This window comes from Seonamhaeicola sp. ML3 (assembly GCF_023273855.1).
Taxonomy (GTDB): domain Bacteria; phylum Bacteroidota; class Bacteroidia; order Flavobacteriales; family Flavobacteriaceae; genus Seonamhaeicola.
This window is the reverse complement of sequence record NZ_CP096884.1, coordinates 803,912-826,834: the sequence shown is the minus strand read 5'-3', so window position 1 is coordinate 826,834 and position 22,923 is coordinate 803,912. Positions and strand designations below refer to the sequence as shown.

At 36.8% G+C, this 22,923-nt stretch carries 21 protein-coding genes; all 21 read left to right on the top strand.

The features are described from left to right. Positions 1 to 147 precede the first annotated feature (147 nt). The 21 genes from M0214_RS03835 to M0214_RS03735 all read left to right on the top strand — a co-directional run bounded on the left by M0214_RS03835 (position 148) and on the right by M0214_RS03735 (position 22,738). Positions 148 to 1,191 (top strand): helix-turn-helix transcriptional regulator, encoded by a 1,044-nt coding sequence (locus tag M0214_RS03835; protein ID WP_248724150.1) that lies wholly within the window; start codon positions 148 to 150, stop codon positions 1,189 to 1,191. Between the two features lie 96 nt (positions 1,192 to 1,287). Next, positions 1,288 to 2,244 (top strand): sugar phosphate isomerase/epimerase, encoded by a 957-nt coding sequence (locus tag M0214_RS03830; RefSeq protein ID WP_248724149.1) that lies wholly within the window; start codon positions 1,288 to 1,290, stop codon positions 2,242 to 2,244. A 26-nt stretch (positions 2,245 to 2,270) separates the two neighbouring features. Further along, complete coding sequence (locus tag M0214_RS03825) at positions 2,271 to 3,443, top strand: sugar MFS transporter (RefSeq protein WP_248724148.1); 1,173 nt, start codon at positions 2,271 to 2,273, stop codon at positions 3,441 to 3,443. Positions 3,444 to 3,450: 7 nt separating this feature from the next. Beyond that, on the top strand, positions 3,451 to 4,596 hold the full coding sequence (locus tag M0214_RS03820) for a Gfo/Idh/MocA family protein (RefSeq protein WP_248724147.1): 1,146 nt from the start codon (positions 3,451 to 3,453) through the stop codon (positions 4,594 to 4,596). Positions 4,597 to 4,793: 197 nt separating this feature from the next. Continuing rightward, positions 4,794 to 5,846, top strand: a complete 1,053-nt coding sequence (locus M0214_RS03815; RefSeq protein WP_248724146.1) for a sugar phosphate isomerase/epimerase — start codon at positions 4,794 to 4,796, stop codon at positions 5,844 to 5,846. 3 nt (positions 5,847 to 5,849) lie between these two features. Continuing rightward, positions 5,850 to 6,653: a DUF1080 domain-containing protein gene (locus tag M0214_RS03810; RefSeq protein WP_371873532.1), complete on the top strand. Its 804-nt coding sequence runs from the start codon at positions 5,850 to 5,852 to the stop codon at positions 6,651 to 6,653. Between the two features lie 408 nt (positions 6,654 to 7,061). Beyond that, entirely contained in the window at positions 7,062 to 7,649 is a 588-nt protein-coding gene (locus M0214_RS03805) for a GNAT family N-acetyltransferase (RefSeq protein ID WP_248724144.1), read from the top strand. 9 nt (positions 7,650 to 7,658) lie between these two features. Further along, entirely contained in the window at positions 7,659 to 8,834 is a 1,176-nt protein-coding gene (locus tag M0214_RS03800; protein WP_248724143.1) for an argininosuccinate synthase, read from the top strand. A gap of 53 nt (positions 8,835 to 8,887) precedes the next feature. Beyond that, positions 8,888 to 9,871, top strand: a complete 984-nt coding sequence (gene argC, locus M0214_RS03795; RefSeq protein WP_248724142.1) for an N-acetyl-gamma-glutamyl-phosphate reductase — start codon at positions 8,888 to 8,890, stop codon at positions 9,869 to 9,871. 174 nt (positions 9,872 to 10,045) lie between these two features. Next, positions 10,046 to 10,840: a pyrroline-5-carboxylate reductase gene (proC, locus tag M0214_RS03790; RefSeq protein ID WP_248724141.1), complete on the top strand. Its 795-nt coding sequence runs from the start codon at positions 10,046 to 10,048 to the stop codon at positions 10,838 to 10,840. 1 nt (position 10,841) lies between these two features. Continuing rightward, on the top strand, positions 10,842 to 11,987 hold the full coding sequence (locus M0214_RS03785) for an aspartate aminotransferase family protein (RefSeq protein WP_248724140.1): 1,146 nt from the start codon (positions 10,842 to 10,844) through the stop codon (positions 11,985 to 11,987). Positions 11,988 to 12,017: 30 nt separating this feature from the next. Beyond that, the gene (locus M0214_RS03780; RefSeq protein WP_248724139.1) at positions 12,018 to 13,214 is read left to right on the top strand and encodes a glutamate-5-semialdehyde dehydrogenase; all 1,197 of its coding nucleotides are present in this window, start codon (positions 12,018 to 12,020) and stop codon (positions 13,212 to 13,214) included. Positions 13,215 to 13,253: 39 nt separating this feature from the next. Then, positions 13,254 to 14,018, top strand: a complete 765-nt coding sequence (proB, locus tag M0214_RS03775; RefSeq protein WP_248724138.1) for a glutamate 5-kinase — start codon at positions 13,254 to 13,256, stop codon at positions 14,016 to 14,018. A gap of 56 nt (positions 14,019 to 14,074) precedes the next feature. Next, complete coding sequence (locus tag M0214_RS03770; RefSeq protein WP_248724137.1) at positions 14,075 to 15,013, top strand: N-acetylornithine carbamoyltransferase; 939 nt, start codon at positions 14,075 to 14,077, stop codon at positions 15,011 to 15,013. Then, on the top strand, positions 15,006 to 15,788 hold the full coding sequence (gene argB, locus M0214_RS03765) for an acetylglutamate kinase (protein ID WP_248724136.1): 783 nt from the start codon (positions 15,006 to 15,008) through the stop codon (positions 15,786 to 15,788). Before M0214_RS03770 ends, argB begins: the two co-directional genes overlap by 8 nt. After that, the gene (locus M0214_RS03760; protein WP_248724135.1) at positions 15,785 to 16,870 is read left to right on the top strand and encodes a M20 family metallo-hydrolase; all 1,086 of its coding nucleotides are present in this window, start codon (positions 15,785 to 15,787) and stop codon (positions 16,868 to 16,870) included. Before argB ends, M0214_RS03760 begins: the two co-directional genes overlap by 4 nt. 186 nt (positions 16,871 to 17,056) lie before the next feature. Next, positions 17,057 to 18,331 carry an argininosuccinate lyase gene (argH, locus tag M0214_RS03755; protein ID WP_248724134.1) on the top strand — a complete coding sequence of 425 codons (1,275 nt, stop codon included), beginning with the start codon at positions 17,057 to 17,059 and terminating at the stop codon, positions 18,329 to 18,331. Between the two features lie 8 nt (positions 18,332 to 18,339). Beyond that, a complete protein-coding gene (locus M0214_RS03750) occupies positions 18,340 to 19,809 on the top strand; it encodes a sialate O-acetylesterase (protein ID WP_248724133.1) in 1,470 nt (489 codons plus the stop codon). A gap of 125 nt (positions 19,810 to 19,934) precedes the next feature. After that, on the top strand, positions 19,935 to 21,035 hold the full coding sequence (locus M0214_RS03745; protein WP_248724132.1) for a Re/Si-specific NAD(P)(+) transhydrogenase subunit alpha: 1,101 nt from the start codon (positions 19,935 to 19,937) through the stop codon (positions 21,033 to 21,035). Between the two features lie 6 nt (positions 21,036 to 21,041). Further along, on the top strand, positions 21,042 to 21,350 hold the full coding sequence (locus M0214_RS03740) for an NAD(P) transhydrogenase subunit alpha (protein ID WP_248724131.1): 309 nt from the start codon (positions 21,042 to 21,044) through the stop codon (positions 21,348 to 21,350). Further along, on the top strand, positions 21,350 to 22,738 hold the full coding sequence (locus M0214_RS03735; RefSeq protein WP_248724130.1) for an NAD(P)(+) transhydrogenase (Re/Si-specific) subunit beta: 1,389 nt from the start codon (positions 21,350 to 21,352) through the stop codon (positions 22,736 to 22,738). Before M0214_RS03740 ends, M0214_RS03735 begins: the two co-directional genes overlap by 1 nt. The last annotated feature ends 185 nt before the right edge of the window (positions 22,739 to 22,923 follow it).

The following is a 22,923-nucleotide window of genomic DNA, read 5'->3' as shown; positions in this document are numbered from 1 at the left end:
AATTTACTTGTTTGCCATAGCAGGTTGTGTTATTAATTTGGTAGAAAGTATAAAAAGAAATATGAGAATCAATAGAAAACTCTTAGTTTCTTTATAGTATTCGGAAAAATAACTAATTTACACAGGTTAATTGTCTAAAATATTTCAGTGAAAATAAATATACAACAGATAGAGCCTTATGAGGCCGGAGGTGTGGTCTATCATGCAGATACGTGTTTGCCGCTAATTGATGCTTTTAGGAGAAAGAAATTAAAATTCAAGGCATTGGCGCGTCATACATATCCTGGCGACAGGTTAGACGATAATACTGTCGGGTTGAACAGTATAGGGTATTGGGATGCCAACGAACCACAGGATTGGGGTTTGGATTGGCATAGAAATGAAGGGATAGAATTTCACTTTTTGGAATCAGGTTCTATGCCGTATTCTCAAGAAAACAAGGAGGTGTTGTTAACGCCAAATCATTTAACTATAACGCGTCCTTGGGAAGCGCATAAAGTTGGGAATCCGCACATAGGTATGGGGAAATTTTATTGGGTTATTATAGATTTGGGGGTACGTAGACCCCACCAAGACTGGGTTTGGCCAGATTGGATTACCCTTACGGAAGCTGATCTTTCTCGGTTGACCAAGTTTTTAAGGCAAAATGAGAAATCGATATTGAAAACAGATCAAAGAATGCGAGACTGTTTTAAGCGGATTAATATGGCTGTTAATACCGATGAGAATGGCAGTAATGCCTCTAGGATACGCCTTTTAATAAACTATCTTCTCATATTGATTTTAGACTTGTTGGATAACGAAAAAATTGAATTTAATGAATCTTTAACCGATAGCTCTAGAAGTGTGGCTTACTTTTTAAAGGAGCTGGATAAAAACCTAGCTGAAAACTGGACGATAAGTAAAATGTCACGGTCTGCAGGTGTTGGCCTCACTAGGTTTACACACCATTGCAAGCAATTGACTAATTTAACACCAATGCGGTATTTAACCATGTGCAGGTTGAAGATGTCTAAAGAAGTGTTGCTCAAGAACGAAAACCTGACTGTTGCAGAGGTGGCTTATATGTGTGGGTTCTCCACAAGTCAATACTTTTCCACTGTGTTTAGGAAGCATGAAAAGTGTTCTCCAAACGAGTATAGGGAGTTATATAGTAAAAAGCAATCGCTTGCCGATTATCCTGAATTGTAAATTGTGTTCAAAATCTTTCACTGAATAAAAATAAACAGGACGTGATTAATATTTACATATTTTCACGTGTTTACCAACACATCTAAATTTGTATTAATGAAAAGACGTGAATTTATTTATAAAACAGGTCAAACAGGATTGGCGTTGTCGCTATTAGGGCTCTCTTCTTGCAAAAATAGAAACAAGAATAATGAAGCGTCTACGGCAGTAATAGAAAATCCTGCATGGCATTTTAAAATTTCATTGGCACAATGGTCGTTTAATCGTTCGTTGCGTAATGGTACTATGGATAATTTAGAGTTTGCTGCAAAAGCACGATATTTTGATTGTGAAGGTGTAGAATATGTTAATAGTTTTTTCAAAGATAAGGCCAAAAACAGGTCTTACTTAAAAGAAATGAATGCTAGAGCCAATGCCGAAGGCCAACAAAACGTTTTGATAATGATTGATGGCGAGGGGAATTTGGCCGACGCAGATACTCCAAAGCGTTTAAAGGCTATTGAAAATCATTACAAATGGGTAGAAGCGGCTCACTTTTTAGGCTGTCATGCAATTCGTGTAAATCTTGCAGGCGGTATCGATAGGGATGAGGCTGTTAAGGCCAGTATAGATTCGTTGTCTAAATTATCTGAATTTGCAAAGGGTTCCAATATCAATGTTTTAGTGGAAAATCATGGTGGGTTTTCTTCAAATGGCGAGTGGATGACACAGGTGTTCTCTCAAATAAAACATGAAAATTGTGGGACATTGCCAGATTTTGGTAATTTCTGTATCCAAAAAGACAAAGATAGAAACTGTCTGGAGGCCTATGACACCTACAAAGGCGTGAAAGAACTATTACCGTTTGCAAAAGCAGTAAGTGCAAAATCATATCATTTTGATGCAGAAGGAAACGAAACGAGACTAGACTACTTAAGATTAATGAAGCTAGTTAAGGAAGTTGGGTATACAGGCTTTGTGGGTATTGAGTTTGAAGGCCGTGGTATGACTGAAGAAGCAGGTATTACTGCAACGCGAGACTTGTTAAAGAAAGTAGGAAGACAACTTGCTTAACATACAACTAACTAAACTAAATATAAATGGAAACGATTAATAAGAATAGGTTATTCCTCGGGAGTTGTTTGGCTTTAATTACGACTGCCATGACCTTTGCTATTAGGGCAAGATTAGAAACGGTTTTTGGTCCTGAAGGTGTAGGCTTAACACTAGAGCAAATAGGTTATGCCTTTGCGCCAGCCTTTTTTGGGTTTACTATTGCTATGGTTATTGGTGGGCCTTTGGTGGATTTATTGGGTATCAAAAAAATTACTTGGATGGCGTTTATAACCCACGCTATTGGAATTGTATTAACGCTAATGGCAGATTCTATGACCTCACTATTTATAGCAACCTTATTTATAGGTATAGGAAATGGTTTTGTGGAAGCCGCTTTAAATCCTATGGTGGCTTCAATGTATCCGGACGAAAAAACCAAAATGCTAAACCGATTTCACGTATGGTTTCCAGGAGGTATCGTTATTGGGGCGCTCGTAGGTTGGCTAGTTATGGATGTTTTAGGGTTAAGCTGGCAAGTTATGGTAGGAACATTATTCATTCCGCTTGTTATTTATGGGGTGTTGTTTTGGGGACAAAAGATTCCTGTTACCGAACGTGTGCAAATGGGCATAAGCAATAAAAAAATGTTCTCTAGCGTATTAAAACCTTTATTTCTATTTATGGTAGCCTGTATGTTTTTAACGGCCGCTTCAGAATTAGGGACTACGCAGCGTATAGAATCCTTGCTAAAAGAATCGGTAACCGCACCTTTATTGGTGTTGGCGTTTATTAATGGTATTATGGCTTTGGGACGACTTTCTGCCGGACAAGTCGTGCATAAGTTAAGTCCTTCGGGGATGTTATTATATTCGGCTTTTTTTACCTTTATAGGGTTGTGGTTGTTAACAATTACCAGTGGCGGAATGACCTTTGTAGCAGCAGCGGTTTTTGCTGTAGGCGTTACGTTCTTTTGGCCTACAATGCTTGGGTTTGTGGCAGAGTATTTGCCAGAAACGGGTGCCCTTGGACTCTCCATTATGGGAGGTGCGGGTATGTTTTCTGTGTCTCTAGTATTACCTGTTATGGGAAAACTTATGGATGATGCTAATGCTGCCGAGGCATTACAAACCATGTCTATTTTACCAGCTATATTAATTGTGGCATTTTTGGGATTGCATATTTATATGAGAAAAAAATATAAAACTTCAGAAGTATAAATTATTTATGAGTAGAAAATTAAGAATGGGAATGGTCGGGGGTGGTACTGGCTCTTTTATCGGCGATGTGCATAGAAAAGCTGCAGGCATAGATGGGATGATTGAGTTGGTGTGCGGTGCCTTTAGTAGCACTGCCGAAAAATCGATTACTTCTGGGATAGCATTAGGTCTAGATGAAACAAGATGCTATGGAACATTTGAAGAAATGATTGTAAAGGAGAAAGCACTCCCCGAAGATGTTAGAATGGACTTTGTAGCCATCGTAACGCCAAATCACATGCATTTTCCACCTGCAAAATTGGCTTTAGAGAATGGTTTTCATGTGGTGTGCGATAAACCAGTAACCTTAACTTTAGAGGAGGCTGAAGCATTACAAGACGTAGTTGCTAAAAGCGGAAAATTATTTGCGCTAACCCATAATTATACGGGGAATTCTATGGTAAAACAAGCCAAAGCTATGGTGGCTAAAGGCGAACTAGGTATCATTAGAAAAATACAAGCGCAATATTTGCAAGGATGGTTATCTACATCATTAGAAAAAACCGAACAAAAACAAGCTGCATGGCGGGTAGACCCTAAGCGTTCAGGAATCGGAGGTGCTTTAGGCGATATTGGTACACATGCTGAAAACTTGATAGAATACATTACAGGCTTAAAAATTGAAGAAATTGCAGCCGATTTAGGACGCTTTGGAGAAGGCAGAGTTTTGGATGACGATGGCAATATGTTGATACGTATGGAAAATGGTGCAAAAGGCACAATCTCTATTTCACAAATAGCACTGGGTGAAGAAAACAATTTGGGCATTAAAGTATATGGTACAAAAGGTAGTATAGAATGGTATCAAGAAAATCCAAATGAACTAACAGCGCGTTGGCTAGAGGCACCTAAAACAACTTATACACCGAACGGTAACGGTTTGCACGACGAAGCTTTGGCGGTTTGTAGGATTCCAGCAGGACATCCCGAAGGTTATCTGGAAGCGTTCGCTACGATATATAAGAATTTCGCATTGCACTTAACAGCCATAAAAGAAGGGGAAACTATTGAAAATCCAGATTATCCAACTATTGCAGATGGTGTGCGTGGCATGAAATTTATTTACGCTGCTGTAGAAAGTGATAAGAACAATGCTAATTGGACGAAGATTTAGCTACCACAGACCTGTAAGGTTTTAAAACCTGACAGGTCTTGGAGATTGTATTTCCCTCTTTAAGAGGATTAAGAAATAGAGCTTTTCGAAGAGAAATATTAGTTAAAGCCAGTTAAGGATATAAAAGAAAATAATAATCAAGTACTCAGTTCTTCCCCTTTTGGGAGGTTAGGTGGGGCTTTTGGTATAAAGAATTTATGAAAACAATAAAAGGACCAGCGGTATTTTTAGCACAATTTGCAGGTAGCGAAGCACCATTTAATAGTTTAGACGGTATGTGTAAATGGGCTGCCGATTTAGGATACAAAGGCGTACAAATACCCACATGGGAATCTAGCTTAATAGATATTGATAAAGCAGCGGAAAGTCAAACCTATTGCGACGAGCTTAAAGGAAAAGTACAGTCTTATGGATTAGAAATCACGGAATTATCTACCCATTTACAAGGGCAATTAGTTGCTGTAAACCCAGCCTATGACACCATGTTTGATGGTTTTGCTCCAGAAGCTGTTCGAGGCAATCCTAAAACCAGAACCGAATGGGCGATAGATTTTGTAAAAAAATCTGGAACTGCCAGTAAGAGATTGGGTTTAAATGCACATGCGACCTTCTCTGGAGCCCTGATGTGGCATACTGTATACCCTTGGCCACAACGACCAACTGGTTTGGTAGATATGGGTTTTAAAGAGTTGGCTAAAAGGTGGTTGCCTATTTTAAATCATTTTGATGACTGTGGCGTAGATGTGTGTTATGAAATTCATCCAGGCGAAGATTTGCACGATGGTGTGTCGTACGAGCGTTTTTTAGAAGCTAGTGGGAATCATTCAAGAGCGAATCTATTATACGACCCAAGTCATTTTGTGTTACAGCAACTGGATTATTTGCAGTTTGTTGATATTTATCATGAGCGTATTAGAGCGTTTCATGTAAAAGATGCTGAGTTTAACCCCACAGGACGACAAGGTGTGTATGGTGGTTATGCCGATTGGAAAGATAGAGCAGGACGCTTTAGAAGTTTGGGAGATGGACAGGTAGATTTTAGTGCCATTTTTTCAAAATTAACCAAATACGGACTCGATTTATGGGCGGTTATGGAATGGGAGTGTTGTATTAAATCCTCAGAACAAGGCGCAAGGGAAGGCGCGCCTTTCATTCAAAAACATATTATTGAAGCCGCTACAAGAAGTTTTGATGATTTTGCTGGTGGCGATATAGATGAAGATTATTTAAAAAGTATACTAGGAATCTAAGCCATGGTTTTTAAGCGAATTCTGCCCTTATTGCTATTACTGCTTGCAATAAGTTCCTGTAACTTTTTGCTTGAAGATAAAAGTGAAAAGTTAGCCAAAGAAAAAGCTCTCAATAAAGAAGAACCCAAAACTCCTGAAGAGACAGAGCTATATAAACCTGTACCGCCAACAGTAAATCCAAAAGGGCAAAACGGAGCACCTAGTGATGCCATTGTACTTTTTGATGGTAGCAATTTTGAAGCTTGGGAACACGTAAAAGATGGTAGTACCGTACAATGGATTTTAAATGAAGATGGTTCAATGACGGTTAAAGATAAGTCTGGAGACATTCAAACCAAGCAACAATTTGGGAGCGTACAATTACACATAGAATGGAAATCGCCAAAGGATATTCAAGGAGACGGACAACACCGTGCTAATAGTGGCGTGTTCTTACAAGGGCAATATGAAGTTCAAATTTTAGATAATAACAACAACAATACTTATGTTAACGGACAGGTTGGAGCCATATACAAACAATCGGTGCCATTGGTAAAAGCGTCAGTTGCAAGCGGCGATTGGAATACTTACGATATTATTTTTCACGCACCAAGGTTTAATGATTTAGGACGTGTGATCAAAGAAGCAACGATTACAGTATTACACAACGGTGTGTTAATTCAGGATAATTTTGAAATACAAGGAGCTGTAGCTTATATAGGTTTACCAAAGTACAAGCCACATGGTAAACTACCTTTAATGTTACAAGACCATGGCGATAACAGTCGCGTTAGTTATAGAAATATTTGGATTAGAGCGTTGGATTAAAACAATTTTTATTTTCGTAGATTTTATTTTTTACAGTTATAAGTTGCTAAATTCATAATAAGTTGTAATTTTGCCCCTCATATTAACGAAAGGGGCTCACGCCGACGATTTAGAGTTAATAGTTAAGATGGTTATTCAGTGAAAACAGAAAACAACATATCTTTTATCTCTTATGTTTCAGTTGCAAATGCTGAAGCAGTTGTTGTGCGTTTTCCTCAAACACGCCCCTAGTGGGGTGTATCTATTTAAGAAAGTAATTCACTTTCGCGATTTTCGTTATTTATTGAAGTATTAAAATTGTTCCCTAAAAAGGAAACTTTTGACAGAATTATAATTTTCAACCTAAAACTGTTGGTTTAAGGTTAACTGTTGAAATAAAAAATGTTTTGCAAAAAACAGCAACTAAACATGGAAACGACATTGGAAAAAAGCATTAATAAAGCGCTGCTAGAAGCAACAACCTTTTGTAAAGAAAAAGGATTGGTAGTTGTTTTTACACACGACATTTCCAGAACACAATTACAGGTCATTTCAGAAAGAACTAAAAATCTTCCTGCCATGTATCATGCCAGTGTTGGGATGTTACATGATAGGTTGAAAAATGGTTGCTTTTTAATTATGAAAGATGCCGAGATTGTTGGTCATATCTTCGCACACAGACATACCATAGAAAAACACTCTGTGTACGAGCGTTCCTCTCTATGGATTCATAAAACCTATAGAAATCACAATCTAGGGTTGTTACTAATGGATGCGTTGACCAAAAAATTTTCAAAAGCATTTCTTATTTCAATAGCCCAAGATAAAACTGTGCATCTAAATAATGAGTTGTTAGGCATGAAGTTTATTACATTAAAAGACTTATCTCCTGTTTTAATTGAAACACTTGAGAAATTAGGGAAATTGAGGGATGAGTTTAAATATAAGTATTACGTTAATCCATATTTCGAATCTAAAATCAATCAGTTTAATAAGATTCTCAAAAATATTAGTTAAAACAAATTCATGAAAAAATTAGTAATAGCCTACAGTGGCGGATTAGATACATCGTATTGTGCGGTAAGTTTATCCAAAGAATACGATGTGCATGCGGTAAGTGTAAACACAGGAGGTTTTACACAAGACGAAATTAAACACATTGAAAGTAATGCCTATAAAATGGGTGTGTCTACCTATAAAAATATTGATGCTGTAGCAACCTTTTACCAAAAGGTAGTGAAGTATTTAATTTTTGGTAACGTATTGAAAAACAACACCTACCCATTGTCTGTAAGTGCTGAGCGTATTGTACAAGCTATTGAAATTATTGAATACGCCAAAAGTATTGATGCTGAATACATTGCCCACGGAAGTACTGGTGCTGGAAACGACCAAGTGCGTTTTGATATGATTTTTCAAACGCTGGCACCTGGTATTAAAATCATCACGCCAATAAGAGACCAAAAACTATCAAGACAAGAAGAGATAGATTATTTAAAGGCTAATGGTATTGATATGTCTTGGGAAAAAGCGCAATACTCTGTAAACAAAGGGTTGTGGGGTACGAGTGTAGGTGGTGCAGAAACATTGACTTCTGAAAAGCCATTACCAAGTGAAGCGTATCCATCGCAATTAGAAAAAGAAGGCGAGGAAAAAGTAACTTTAACTTTTGAAAAAGGCGAGGTTGTAGCCTTGAATGGCACAACTAATGCACCAGAGGTAAATATTGAAAAATTGAATGATTTAGCATCGGCTTATGCTATTGGTAGAGATATTCACGTAGGCGATACCATTGTGGGTATAAAAGGTCGTGTAGGATTTGAAGCTGCAGCGGCTTTAATTACTGTGAAAGCACACCATTTATTAGAAAAGCATACGCTAACCAAGTGGCAATTGCAACATAAGGAATACTTATCTAGTTTCTACGGCATGCATTTACACGAAGGGCAGTATTTAGACCCTGTAATGCGAGATATTGAAGCGTTCTTATCTAACAGTCAAGAAAAAGTTTCAGGAGATGTTATCGTAACGTTAAAGCCTTATCATTTCTCATTAGATGGTATCACATCGGAACATGATTTAATGAGTGCGAAGTTTGGTAGTTATGGCGAAGAAAATAAAGCATGGACTGCCGACGATGCTAAAGGATTTATTAAAATAATAGGAAATCAAAACAAGATTTATCAGCAGGTAAACTCTTAATCGTTTTGTTATGCTGAACTCGTTTCAGCATCTCAATAGAATTATAAATTGAAATGAAGAATATAAAAGTAGGCATAATAGGAGGCGCAGGGTACACCGCAGGAGAGCTTATTAGATTATTGATGCATCATCCTGAGGTGGAGATAGATTTTGTGTATAGTACAAGTAATGCAGGAAATCAAATTTCTAAAGTACACCAAGATTTGGTGGGGTCTTTAAACCGTGTGTTTACAGATACTGTTAACCCAAATGTAGATGTGTTATTTCTGTGCTTAGGGCACGGAAATTCGGTTAAGTTTTTATCGGCTAATACGTTTTCTGATAGTACTAAAATTATTGATTTAGGTAACGATTTTAGATTGGAAGCCGATAAAGTTTTTAATGGTAAAACCTTTGTATATGGATTACCAGAATTGAATAAAGAGGCTATTGTAAATGCGAATTATATTGCTAATCCTGGGTGTTTTGCTACGGCTGTTCAGTTAGGATTATTGCCTTTGGCTGATGCTGGTTTACTTAAAAAGGATGTGCATATTAATGCGGTTACTGGTGCCACTGGTGCAGGAACCTCGTTATCTGCTACAACGCATTATACCTGGCGAGATAATAATTTTTCGTACTACAAACCATTTACGCATCAGCATTTAGGCGAGATTAATCAGTCGGTACATCAGTTGCAAGCCAATTTTTCTTCAGAAATTATTTTTATGCCAAATAGAGGTAATTTTTCTAGAGGTATTTTTGCGACTATTTATACCGATTTTAATGGTTCTGTAGACAATGCGAAATCTATTTATAAGTCGTTTTATGAGGATGCAAAATTTACATTTGTGTCGGATGAGTTTTTGCATATGAAACAAGTGGTAAACACCAACAAGTGTTTAGTGCATTTGCATAAGCATAATGATAAATTATTAATTACAAGTACGATTGATAATTTACTAAAGGGCGCTTCTGGACAAGCCATACAGAATATGAATTTAATGTTTGGATTGGAAGAAACTATGGGCTTAGGTTTGAAAGGAACTTATTTTTAGCCCCACCTAACCTCCCCGAAGGGGAGGGATTTTACTCATGCGGAGTGTTACGTCTGAGTAGAGTTGAAAATGAAAAAAAAGCTGAAAGGCTTAAAAATGAATATAATAATTTTAAAATATGAGTAAGTACTCCCCCTCCTTTGGAGGGGTTGGGGGAGGCTTCTTTTTAGTATTATGAAAATAGCCATCATTGGAACCGGGAATTTAGGAAGCTCAATTGCAAAAGGGCTTATTAAAAATAAGTCGTTTACATCGTTGTATTTAAGTGATAGAAATACGGCACAAGTCAATGCCTTTGTAGATGAAGATTATGTGAAAATCACAAACAGCAACGCCACGGCTGTAGAGAATAGTGATATTGTGATTTTTGCACTTCAGCCGCGACATATTGAAGGTGTTTTAAAGGAATTAGAACCTTTAATTACCGAAGACCATGTAATAATGTCGGTGGCTGCAGGGTTTTCAATAGCTAAAATTGAAAGTATTATAGGCGATGATAAACATATTATTCGTGTGATGCCAAATACGGCGATTTCCATAGGGAAGTCCATGACCTGTTTATCGGCTAATGATGCGGGGCAGTTGAAGCTTGAATTAGCGAAAAGTATTTTTAATCAGCTAGGAACAACAATGGTAATCCCTGAGGAACAAATACAGGCTGCTACTGTAATTTGCGCCAGTGGTATTGCATTTTGGATGCGCCTTGTGCGTGCGACAACTCAAGGTGCAATTCAGTTAGGTTTTGAAGCTGACGAAGCTCATAATTTAGCGTTACAAACCTGCTATGGTGCTGCTAGTTTACTTAAAGAATCCGGTAGGCACCCAGAAGCAGAAATTGATAGGGTTACCACACCAAGTGGATGTACTATCGCAGGCTTAAATGAAATGGAGCACAAAGGACTGAGCTCTGCCTTAATTCAAGGAATTACGGCATCGTTTGAGAAAATTAATCAATTAAAAAAGAGTTAAAATGCCATTATTTGACGTTTATCCATTATATAATGTAACACCAGTTTCGGGCAAAGGCATTCATGTATATGATGACCAAGGAACTGAGTATTTAGACCTTTACGGAGGACATGCGGTGATTTCTATTGGGCATGCACATCCAAATTATGTAAAGGCAGTTACAACACAAGTTGAAACCTTAGGGTTTTATTCTAATGCTATTCAAAATCCGTTACAAAAACAATTAGCTGACAAATTAGAACAGCTTTCTGGTTGTAAAGATTATCAATTATTCTTTTGTAATTCTGGAGCCGAGGCTAATGAAAATGCCTTGAAAGTAGCCTCGTTTAAAACAGGGAAGGCTCGTGTACTGGCTTTTAGAAATGGATTTCATGGACGTACATCAGCCGCTGTCGCAGCAACCGATAATCCAAATGCCGTAGCGCCGTTAAACGCACAACAAAAAGTAACTTTTTTAGAATTAAATGATGTTGAAGGTGTAAAAAGAGAGCTCGAAAAAGGCGATGTTTGCGCGGTTATTGTGGAGTTTATTCAAGGTGTTGGTGGTTTAGACCAAGGTACTAGAGAGTTTTTCGAGCAAGTAGATGTACTTTGTAAGGCGAACAATACCATGTTTATCGCAGATGAAGTGCAGTCTGGTTACGGGCGTTCTGGTAAATTCTTTACGTTTCAGCATTATAATGTTACACCAGATGTTATTTCCATTGCCAAAGGTATGGGGAATGGATTCCCAATAGGTGGTGTTTTAATCCATCCAGATATCGAAGCAAAATATGGCATGTTGGGCACTACATTTGGGGGGAATCACTTAGCGTGTGCTGCTGGTTTAGCCGTTTTAAATACCATTGAAGACGAAAATCTAATAGATAATGTCAACGAGATGGGAGCTTATTTTATTGAAAAAGCAAAGGCAATGCTGCAGATAAAACAAATAAAAGGAAGAGGCTTAATGCTAGGCTTGGAGTTTGATTTTGAAGTGGGAGACCTACGCAAAGATTTAATTTATAATTATAAGATATTTACAGGAGGTGCAGCAAATAAAAAGGTGTTGCGAATTTTGCCGCCATTAAATATTGAAACACAGCATGTAGACCAGTTTTTTGAGGCTTTAAAAAAAGCTTTAGTTAAAATTGAAGCAACTGTATAACCTATAGTTACTTGTAAAATACTATTAAAAATGAACGAGATACTAAGCATAGATAAACGGAATGCAGTGTTAAAGACCATGAAAACATTGGTAAAAGAACATGCGGATACTATTTTGGATGCTAATAAAATAGATATGGATGCCTATGCAGGAGGCGATTTAGCAATGCGAGACCGTTTAAAAGTTGATGATGCTAAAATAGACGGTATGGTTGAGTCCTTACGTCAATTATCTGAATTAGAAGACCCTGTGGGAGTAGAACGTTTCCGTTTTACGCACGACAATGGCATGCAGATTTATAATAAAACAGCATCGTTTGGTACCGTGATGATTATTTACGAATCTAGGCCAGATGTAACTATTGAGGCTGGAGGAATTGCATTTAAATCTGGGAATAAAATTTTATTAAAAGGAGGTAAAGAATCTCTAAATTCTAATTTAGCTATTGTAAACCTTTGGCATAAAGCTTTAAAAGATAATGGAGTAAGTACAGATTGGGTAGAATATCTAAACTATAATCGTACAGAAACACAAGCTTTTTTAGAAAATCCAACTCAAAATTTAGATTTAATAGTGCCACGTGGTGGCGAGCGTTTAATTGAATTTGTAAAACTAAATGCTAAATGTCCAGTTATTGTGAGTGGGCGTGGTAATAATTTTGTGTATATCCACAAAAATGTTGAAGCTACTATGGCTTTAGATATTATAGTGAATGGTAAAACACAGAAAGTATCAGGTTGCAATGCTGTAGATAAAGTTATTATTGATAACGATTTACCAAATAAAACACAGTTTGTTAACGATTTAATAGCACGTTTAGAATCTCATAATGTTGAAATTTTAGGAGATGCTTCACTTAGTGATTATAACAGTGTAAATCAAATAGATAACGATGCCATTTGGTATGAAGAGTTTTTAGATTATAAAATAGTAATAGGCAGTATAGAAAATGCGCAAACAGCTATAGAGATGATTAACAAATACAGTGGTGGACATTCTGCTACTATTGTAACAAATGATAATGCTGTTGCTGAAAACTTTATGATGGCAGTAGACTGTGGTGCAGTTTACCATAATGCATCTACACGTTTCACAGATGGTTTTGAGTTTGGTTTAGGAGGCGAGTTAGCCATCAGTACCGATAAATTACACCAACGTGGACCTATTGGTTTACAACATTTGGTTACTAATAAATGGTATGTTCACGGTAACGGACAAATTCGTTAAACCTTAAATGGGTATTCTTAGAATTTAGCAACAGCTAATATGAAAAAAAAGAAACGCATATTACTAAAAATGGGGTCTAATACCCTAACCAAGGAAACTGATAATATTTCCAGAGGTAAGATTGAAGACATTGCAAATCAGATAGCGAGACTTCAAGATACCTGCGAGTTCATTATTGTGAGTTCTGGGGCAATTGCCGTAGCAAAACAATTTGTAAAGTTAGAGAGTAAGCAAGAAGAGGTGTTTGTTAAGCAGGCTTTGGCTTCGATTGGTCAGCCGCATCTCATACGTATATATCAGGAAATTTTTAGGGAATATGGGTTATTAACCTCGCAGTGTTTGTTGTCGTATTCAGATTTTGAAAAAGAAGAAAGCAAGGTGAATATTACAAACACCATTAACGTATTAGTCAATAACAATTACATACCTATTATCAATGAAAATGATACGGTAGCCACCGATGAGATTAAATTTGGCGATAATGATAAGCTAGGGGCTTTAACCGCATCATTATTGAATGCCGATTTATTTATCATTGCTACCAATACTAACGGAATTTATACCAAGGCATCCATAGAAAACAGAACCCCTAAAACCATTAAAGAGGTTACTGATTTTAGTGAATTGGCAGATGAAGTGGTAAGTTCAAAATCCTCTCACGGTAGTGGCGGTATGCAAAGTAAAATTGAAGCAGCACATGTTGCCAAAGACGCTAATGTAGAAACATGGATTGTAAACGGGCTAGAAGATGATTTTATAATCAATGCTATGGAAGACAACGTGCCGTTTACTAAGATAAAATGATATGAAATGTCATGCTGAATTTATTTTAGCATCTCATCATAAATAAAAAGAATAAGATGAAACATTACACATCCATAAACGATATTGATAATATTAACACTTGGATTGAAGAGGCAAAGGCTTTGAAAACAAATCCTTTAAAACATATAACTTTAGGAAAAGACAAAACACTTGGTCTGTTATTTTTTAATTCTAGTTTACGCACGCGTTTAAGTACACAAAAAGCGGCTTTGAATTTGGGGATGAATCCTATTGTAATGAATGTGTCTGGCGATGCTTGGGGATTAGAGTTTGAAGATGGAACAATTATGAACGGTAACACCGCCGAACATGTTAAAGAAGCGGCGGCTGTTGTTTCTCAGTATTGTGATATCATAGCGGTACGTGCATTTCCAACGCTAACTGATAAAGCCAAAGACGAAAGCGAACAAGTGATGAATGCTTTTATGGAACATGCCTCAGTACCAATTGTAAATATGGAAAGTGCCACAGGACATCCATTACAAGGCTTAACAGATGCGTTGACCATTTCAGAACATGCAACAAAAGCAAAGCCAAAGGTAGTATTAAGTTGGGCACCACATATTAAACCACTACCACATGCTGTGGCAAACAGTTTTACCCAAGCTATGAAAAAAATGGACGTGGAGTTTGTAATAGCCAATCCAGAGGGGTATGATTTAAATCCTGAAATAACTGGAGATACGCCAATTTATCATAATCAAGAAGAAGCATTCAAAGATGCAGATTTCGTTTATACTAAAAACTGGAGCTCCTATGAAGATTATGGTAAGGTTGTAAATACTGACCCTAATTGGATGATTACAAAAGATAAAATAGGCAATGCCAAGTTCATGCACTGTTTACCAGTAAGACGAAATGTAGTTGTTGAAGATGCTGTATTAGATAGCGATAGTTCAATAGTGATTGAGCAGGCCAATAATAGAACCTATGCGGCACAATTAGTACTTAAAAAACTATTGGGAAATGGCTAAGGAAAAACTATCCATAGTAAAAATTGGAGGGAATGTTATTGAAGATAAAGATGCTTTAAAAACTTTTCTGGAAAACTTTTCCAATCTTGAAGGAAAGAAGATTTTAGTTCATGGTGGAGGAAAACGCGCTACTAGTGTGGCTGCCAAATTGGGTATTGAATCTAAAATGGTGAATGGTAGACGCATAACAGATGCCGACACACTTGAGGTGATTACTATGGTTTATGGAGGGTTGGTAAACAAGAATATTGTAGCTAGATTACAGGCTTTAGATGTGGAAGCCATAGGATTGACAGGTGCCGATTTAAACAGTATTAAATCTGATAAAAGACCGGTAAAGGAGATTGACTATGGGTTCGTGGGGGATGTAAAACAAGTGGCGCACCAATCTATAGATAAACTAATTCAGGCGGATTTTTCACCTGTATTTTGTGCTATAACTCACGATGGTAACGGACAATTATTAAATACCAATGCAGATACTATTGCCTCTGAGCTTGCTATTGGTCTTTCAAAATTATATAAAATTGAATTGACCTACTGTTTTGAGAAGAATGGTGTATTGATGTCGGTTGATAATGATGATTCTGTTATCCAACATATGGATTCAGGAACTTATGAAACATTAAAAGATGATGGCGTATTCCATGATGGTATGCTTCCTAAACTAGAGAATTGTTTTAACGCATTAGAACAAGGTGTGTCTCGAGTGATTATTGGAAATCCATCTGTAATAAGTAATAAAGAACAAAAGTTCACCACTTTATATTTATGATACAGCAATTAACATCTGAGGCTATTGCTCTTTTAAAGCAGTTGATTGAAACCCAGTCTTTTTCTTCAGAAGAAGACCAAACTGCTTCTCATGTTGAAGAGTGGTTCAAACGTTATAACATAGATTATAATAGAACACAGAACAATGTTTGGGCTGTTAATAAGCATTTTGAGGAAGGTAAGCCAACCTTACTCTTAAATTCACATCATGATACAGTAAAACCAAACTCGGCATACACAAAAGACCCATTTAAGGCGATTGTTGAAGATGGGAAGTTATATGGTTTAGGCAGCAATGACGCCGGCGGATGTTTGGTATCTCTGATAGCAACATTTACATATTATTACAAGCATGAAAATTTAAAATACAATTTGGTAATTGTTGCATCCGCAGAAGAAGAAAGTAGCGGTCCGAATGGATTGAATAGTGTGCTGTCAATCATTCCTAATATAGATGTAGCTATAGTGGGAGAGCCAACATTGATGAATTTAGCTGTCGCTGAAAAAGGTCTTGTGGTATTCGATGCTGTTTTAAAAGGTACGCCAAGTCATGCAGCACATCCTAACGACGACAATGTGATTTACAAAGCAATTGACACTTTGCAGTGGTTTAAAGATTACAAGTTTGATAAAAGCTCCGAAGCTTTAGGTGATGTTAAGTTAACCGTAAGTCAGATAAACGCAGGGAAACAACACAATGCCGTACCAGCCGATTTAAGTTTAGTGATAGATGTGCGTGTTAATGATGCATACAGTAATGCCGAAATTGCCGAAATTTTACAAAAAGAAGCACCAGTAACAAGCATTAAACCGCGTAGTTTAAGATTAAATTCGTCTTCTATACCAACAGACCATGCACTCGTAAAGGCAGGTGTTGCTATGGGACGAAGCACGTACGGGTCACCAACATTATCAGACCAAGCCGTATTATCCTGCCCTAGTTTAAAATTAGGTCCTGGAGATAGTACGCGTTCACATAGTGCAGATGAATTTATTTATTTAAAAGAAATAGAAGAAGGCATTACAATATATATTGAATTATTGGAACGGGTAATAATTCCTGCGCATGCAGGAATCTCATAGTAGAAAGTAAGTTGCCATTAGGTAGTTAGCTTTACATAAATGAGATAAAATAAATAGAAAACTCTGTTATTCCCGTGAAGGCAGGAATCAAAAAAGACCAAAAGTCATGCAAGGTTTTTTGAGACCTTGTTGAAATAAAATATTAATTAAAATAGAAAGTAGAGATTTCTGCTTTCGCAGAAATTTATGAAACTCTGGGATAAAGGCATATCAATAGACAATAAAATAGAGCAATTTACAGTTGGCAACGACCGTGAAATTGATATTCATATAGCAAAGTACGATGTCATCGCATCCAAAGCGCATGCAAAAATGCTACAGAGCATTGGTATTTTAACTTCCGAAGAATTAGAACAACTTTTGGGAGGTTTAGAGGTGTTGGCGCAACAAATTGAGGAAGGTACGTTTGAAATTGATACTCAATTTGAAGATGTACACTCTAAAATAGAGTTCGAATTAACCAAATCTTTGGGAGAGGTTGGTAAAAAAATCCACACCGCACGCTCTAGAAACGACCAGGTTTTAGTGGCTTGTCATTTATATTATAAAGAGAATTTACAGGTAGTACAATCTAAAGTTAAAACATTGTTTGATACGCTTTTAGATTTAGCTGAAACGCATAAAGATAAATTGTTGCCTGGCTACACACATTTACAAGTGGCTATGCCGTCATCCTTTGGATTATGGTTTTCGGCCTATGCTGAGTTAATGATTGATGATGTGTATTTACTAAATGCTGCCTTAAAAACGGTGGACCAAAATCCACTAGGTTCGGCTGCTGGTTATGGGAGTTCATTTCCTATCGATAGAGAATTAACTACTAAAGAAATGGGTTTTGCTACGCTAAGATATAACGTGGTGGCTGCTCAAATGGGTCGGGGTAAAAACGAGCGCACTATAGCCGCAGCTTTAGGAAGTTTATCGAATACGTTATCAAGATTTGCAATGGATGTGTGTTTGTATATGAGTCAGAATTTTGGCTTTGTCACTTTCCCAGACGAGTTAACTACTGGGAGTAGCATTATGCCACATAAAAAAAACCCCGATGTGTTTGAGTTGATTCGTGGTAAGTGCAACAAAATACAAGCATTACAGTCTGAAATGGTGTTAATCACTAATAATTTACCGAGCGGGTATCACAGAGATTTTCAGTTATTAAAAGAAAATATGATTGCTGCTTTTGAGGAATTAAAAGACATTTTAGATATTTTTAACTACGCCATTCAGCAAGTTATTGTAAAAGATATTGATTTGAATGATGATAAATATAAATACTTGTTCACGGTAGATAATATAAATACATTAGTGGTGGAGGGTCAGAGCTTTAGAGAGGCCTACCAAAAAATAGGTGGGCAAGTACAAGATGGTACTTATGAGCCAGATACCTCAAAACAGCACACCCATGTAGGAAGCATCCATAACCTATCTTTAGATAAAATTAGAGCTAAGTTTCCAAATTAAAATCAATTATGAAAACCAACCAAATAACAGTTTTCCTTATTCCCTTGATATTTTCTGTGATTACACAGTCTGTAAAAGCTGAGGTAAAACTACCTGCAATCGTATCTTCAAACATGGTGCTTCAAAGAGATGCTACCATACAGATATGGGGTTGGGCAGATGCTAATGAAACCTTTTCGTTAGAGGCTAGTTGGTTATCAAATAAATTAGATGTAAAAGCGAATGATTCTGGAAATTGGAGTGTTCAAGTAAAAACAACAAATAGTAAATCACCTCAGACGATTACAATAAAAAATAAAGCATCGAATATTATTTTAAGTAATATTTTATTTGGCGAGGTGTGGTTATGTTCTGGTCAGTCTAACATGTTTCAGTCGCTTAAAGGGTATACCGGTCAGCCAACATTTGGTGGTGCTAAAGCCATACTGCATGCAAATAATCCTAATTTACGTGTGTTTACTGTGCACAAAACAGCATCTAAAACGCCTTTAAAAGATGTTAAGGATTTTAGCGGATGGCAAGGGGCTTCACCCGAAACTGTTGCAGACTTTAGTGCGGTGGCTTACTTTTTTGGAAAGGAACTACAAGAAATTTTAGATGTCCCTGTAGGTCTTATTCATTCCTCTTGGGGAGGTAGTACAATTGAGGCTTGGATGAGCACTAGTATTATAGAAAAATTTAAAAAGGAGGCGCCAAATAAAATCGTTACAAGTAAACATGTGCAACGTTCTCCTGTTTTACTTTTTAATGCGATGATAAACCCAATAATTCCTTACAAAATAAAAGGGGTGTTATGGTATCAAGGCGAGGCGAATAGACAAGATCCTGATTTTTACAAAAGACTCTTCCCAGCAATGGTGAAAGACTGGCGTGAGCGTTGGGGCGATTATAATTTCCCCATTTATTATGCTCAAATTGCGCCTTATATCTATAAGGGAGACGAATTTTACAAAACAAAGGAAGACAATACTGCAAATATGCGACAAGCTCAACTGGAGTGTTTGGACTTAATTCCAAATTCTGGGATAGCTATAACAACAGATATTGGTGAAGAACATAGTATTCATCCACCAAGAAAAAAAGAAGTTGCAGAACGATTATTGTTCAATGCCTTACATAAAACTTATGGATTCACTTCAATTGAATTTGAAGCACCTGTTTATGATGCTTTTGAAATTAAAGATGGAGGTGTCTTATTAAAATTCAAGAATGCCAAATCGGGATTGTTTTCAAAAGGACCGTTGTCAAATTTTGAAATAGCAGGAGCAGATAAAGTATTTTATCCGTGTGAAGCAAAAATTATAAGAGGTAAGGGTGTTTTTGTAAAAAGTGATTATGTTATAGAGCCAAAAGCGGCACGTTATGCATGGAAAAATTGGGTGAGAGGAACTTTATATGGTGGTAATATGTTACCTGTGTCTTCTTTTAGGACAGATATATGGAATGAATCAACGAGGTCAAAAAAATATACAAATTAAATAAAATGACAAATCACAGGTTTTGTTAGGGACAAAAGGACTTTCTTTGTGTCTTTGAATTATTAAAACTGTGTATCATAGTTAAATAGTCAATTCTTTAAAACTAATAAACTAACCAACAAAAAATGAAAATAGGAATTTTAAAAGAGAGTCACAAAGGTGAACGGCGAGTCGCATTGTCGCCTTTAATTACTCAAAAGCTGGTCGATAAAGGTTTTGAGATTTTTGTAGAGGAAGGTGCGGGAGAAAATTCGATGTATAAAGATTCGGATTATGTAAACGCAGGAGCTTCTACTGCTACAAGAGAAAAGATTTTTGAAAACGCTCAGGTACTTGTCAAAATCAATCCTTTTGACGAAAACGACCTAAGTTTGGTACAAAAAAGACATATTTTAATGAGTCAACTGTACCACAAATCAAGTCCAGATTTAATTAAAGCTATTTCAGAAAAAGGCGCTACAGCGTTCTCTATGGATGCTATGCCGCGTATTTCTAGGGCTCAAGATATGGATGTATTGAGTTCGCAGAACAACCTTTCAGGTTATAAAGCTGTTATTTTAGGAGCTTATGAAATGACCAAGATTTTCCCTTTAATGATGACAGCTGCTGGAACTATTACACCTTCAAGAGTGCTTATTTTTGGAGTTGGAGTAGCAGGATTACAAGCCATTGCTACAGCTAAACGTTTAGGAGCTGTTGTTGAAGCTACAGATATTAGAACCGAGACTAAAGAACAAGCAGAATCCTTGGGAGCGAAATTTATTTCCGTAGATAATGAAGGTGAAGAATCTGAAGGTGGTTATGCCAAAGAAGCTTCCGAAGATTATAAAAAACGACAAAAAGAAGCAGTTGAAGAATCGTTGTTTAAGGCAGATTTGGTGATAACAACAGCTAATGTGCCTGGTAGAAAAGCACCACTTTTAATAACCGAAGAGCAGGTTAAACAAATGAAGAATGGTGCGGTTATTGTTGATTTAGCAGCCGCTCAAGGCGGAAACTGTGAGGTTAGTAAACTAAACGAAACTGTTGTGGTTAATGGGGTAAAAGTTATTGGAACAAAGATTTCTCCAGAGAGTGTTTCCACCAATGCCAGTGAATTGTACGCTAAGAACATGTACAACTTTATTACACACTTAACAGAAGACTTAAATTTTAAATGGGATTTGGAGGAAGAAATTACCGATGAAACCCTTATTGTTCAAGACGGCGTTCAACGTAAAAACTAACCTAAAATGGAACAGATTATAGAATTTATAAACAACAATCTTCAGATTGTTTACATCATTATTTTAGCAACTTTTGTTGGGGTAGAACTTATTAAAAGTATCCCAGCAGTATTGCACACACCATTAATGTCTGGAGCCAATGCCTTAAGTGGTGTGGTTATCGTTGGAGCTATATTGGTAATGCTACATTCAGATCCAACAGATTATTTAGCCTTAGCTCTAGGTTTTGTAGCAGTGGTTTTAGGAATTTTAAATGTTGTTGGCGGTTTTGCGGTCACCAACAGAATGTTAGAAATGTTTAAAAAGAAGAAATAATGAGTGTAACACTAAGTATAATATATCTAATAGCCACAGTTACGTTTATTGTTGGCTTAAAAAAACTAGGGCATCCCGATTCTGCTAAATCTGGTAACTTAATTGCAGCAGGAGGTATGGGGCTGGCCATAGTAGGGACTATTTTTATACATGATTTAGAAGTACCCACCATCATTTATGTTTTGATAGGGATTGCTATTGCAGTGGGAGCCATTATTGGTTGGCTCATTGCGGTAAAGGTAGAGATGACCAAAATGCCAGAATTAGTATCGTTGTTTAATGGTTTTGGTGGCGCAAGTGCTGCCCTTATCGGTATTGTAGAGTTTGGAAACACAGACATTTCAACGACTAGTGCTTCTATGGTAGCTACAGTTTTAGCGGCAGTAATTATTGGAGCTATAACATTCTCAGGTAGTTTAATGGCTTGGGGAAAGCTAAATGGTAAGGTGAAGAGCGTTATAAAGATACCTCAGTACAACATAGTAAATAACTTATTCATAATAGTCGTGGTTGGTTTAGCGGGATATATGACAGCAGTTGGTGTAGATACACCTGTGTTTTTGTATGCTTTATTAGTTGGCGGTTTAGTTTACGGTATTTTATTTGTAATGCCCATTGGTGGTGCCGATATGCCTGTGGTAATTTCGTTATTGAATTCCTTAACAGGTATTGCTGCAGCCATTACGGGTGTACTATATGATAATATGGTTATGTTGGTTGGTGGTATATTAGTAGGTTCTGCAGGTATTATTTTAACCGTAGCCATGTGTAAAGCGATGAATAGAACTTTAGCATCTGTAATTTTTGGTTCATTTACAGCTAGTGGTGGACCAGAAGGCGCTAATAAAACACTTGGTTCGATAAAAACAACTACTGCTAGTGATACCGCAATAATGATGAATTATGCAAGCAATGTTATTATTGTTCCTGGATACGGATTAGCGGTTGCACAGGCACAACATGTTATTCATGAGTTAGAAGAGATTTTAACAGGTAAAGGAGTTAACGTAAAGTATGCCATACATCCTGTTGCAGGACGTATGCCTGGGCATATGAATGTGCTACTTGCCGAGTCTAATGTAGAATACGACATGTTAGTTGAAATGGATGATATTAATCCTCAGTTTACTAACGCCGATGTGGTATTAGTTGTTGGTGCTAATGATGTTGTAAACCCTGCAGCACATAACGATTCGTCGAGTCCAATTTACGGTATGCCAATTCTAGATGTGGAGAATGCTAAACATATAGTAGTTAATAAGCGAAGTATGAAGGCTGGTTATGCTGGTATTGAAAACGAATTATTTTACAATTCTAAAACATCTATGTTGTTTGGAGATGCCAAAGCAGCTCTCACCGATTTGGTGTCTGAGTTAAAAGGTATGTAGTTCACTTTTTTAATAAAAATTAGAAGCCCTTTTCGATTTTGAAGAGGGCTTTTTTTTGACTCCATTGCCAATTGTATCGAATACTAAAAGAAAAACAGTTTGCGAAATTGATGAAAATGTATATTTAATTTTCGCTATCTATAAAAAGATGATATTCAAAAAAATGAACTTGGTAATAATGTTGT

Excerpts from the sequence above, each read along its gene's own strand:
- M0214_RS03800 (WP_248724143.1), top strand. The coding sequence starts at position 7,659 with ATGAAAAAATTAGTAATAGCCTACAGTGGCGGATTAGATACATCGTAT.
- proB (WP_248724138.1), top strand. The coding sequence starts at position 13,254 with ATGAAAAAAAAGAAACGCATATTACTAAAAATGGGGTCTAATACCCTA.
- M0214_RS03825 (WP_248724148.1), top strand. The coding sequence starts at position 2,271 with ATGGAAACGATTAATAAGAATAGGTTATTCCTCGGGAGTTGTTTGGCT.
- M0214_RS03740 (WP_248724131.1), top strand. The coding sequence starts at position 21,042 with ATGGAACAGATTATAGAATTTATAAACAACAATCTTCAGATTGTTTAC.
- M0214_RS03745 (WP_248724132.1), top strand. The coding sequence starts at position 19,935 with ATGAAAATAGGAATTTTAAAAGAGAGTCACAAAGGTGAACGGCGAGTC.
- M0214_RS03805 (WP_248724144.1), top strand. The coding sequence starts at position 7,062 with ATGGAAACGACATTGGAAAAAAGCATTAATAAAGCGCTGCTAGAAGCA.
- M0214_RS03820 (WP_248724147.1), top strand. The coding sequence starts at position 3,451 with ATGAGTAGAAAATTAAGAATGGGAATGGTCGGGGGTGGTACTGGCTCT.
- proC (WP_248724141.1), top strand. The coding sequence starts at position 10,046 with ATGAAAATAGCCATCATTGGAACCGGGAATTTAGGAAGCTCAATTGCA.
- M0214_RS03815 (WP_248724146.1), top strand. The coding sequence starts at position 4,794 with ATGAAAACAATAAAAGGACCAGCGGTATTTTTAGCACAATTTGCAGGT.
- M0214_RS03780 (WP_248724139.1), top strand. The coding sequence starts at position 12,018 with ATGAACGAGATACTAAGCATAGATAAACGGAATGCAGTGTTAAAGACC.
- M0214_RS03810 (WP_371873532.1), top strand. The coding sequence starts at position 5,850 with ATGGTTTTTAAGCGAATTCTGCCCTTATTGCTATTACTGCTTGCAATA.
- M0214_RS03735 (WP_248724130.1), top strand. The coding sequence starts at position 21,350 with ATGAGTGTAACACTAAGTATAATATATCTAATAGCCACAGTTACGTTT.
- M0214_RS03760 (WP_248724135.1), top strand. The coding sequence starts at position 15,785 with ATGATACAGCAATTAACATCTGAGGCTATTGCTCTTTTAAAGCAGTTG.
- argC (WP_248724142.1), top strand. The coding sequence starts at position 8,888 with ATGAAGAATATAAAAGTAGGCATAATAGGAGGCGCAGGGTACACCGCA.
- M0214_RS03785 (WP_248724140.1), top strand. The coding sequence starts at position 10,842 with ATGCCATTATTTGACGTTTATCCATTATATAATGTAACACCAGTTTCG.
- M0214_RS03830 (WP_248724149.1), top strand. The coding sequence starts at position 1,288 with ATGAAAAGACGTGAATTTATTTATAAAACAGGTCAAACAGGATTGGCG.
- argB (WP_248724136.1), top strand. The coding sequence starts at position 15,006 with ATGGCTAAGGAAAAACTATCCATAGTAAAAATTGGAGGGAATGTTATT.
- M0214_RS03770 (WP_248724137.1), top strand. The coding sequence starts at position 14,075 with ATGAAACATTACACATCCATAAACGATATTGATAATATTAACACTTGG.
- argH (WP_248724134.1), top strand. The coding sequence starts at position 17,057 with ATGAAACTCTGGGATAAAGGCATATCAATAGACAATAAAATAGAGCAA.
- M0214_RS03750 (WP_248724133.1), top strand. The coding sequence starts at position 18,340 with ATGAAAACCAACCAAATAACAGTTTTCCTTATTCCCTTGATATTTTCT.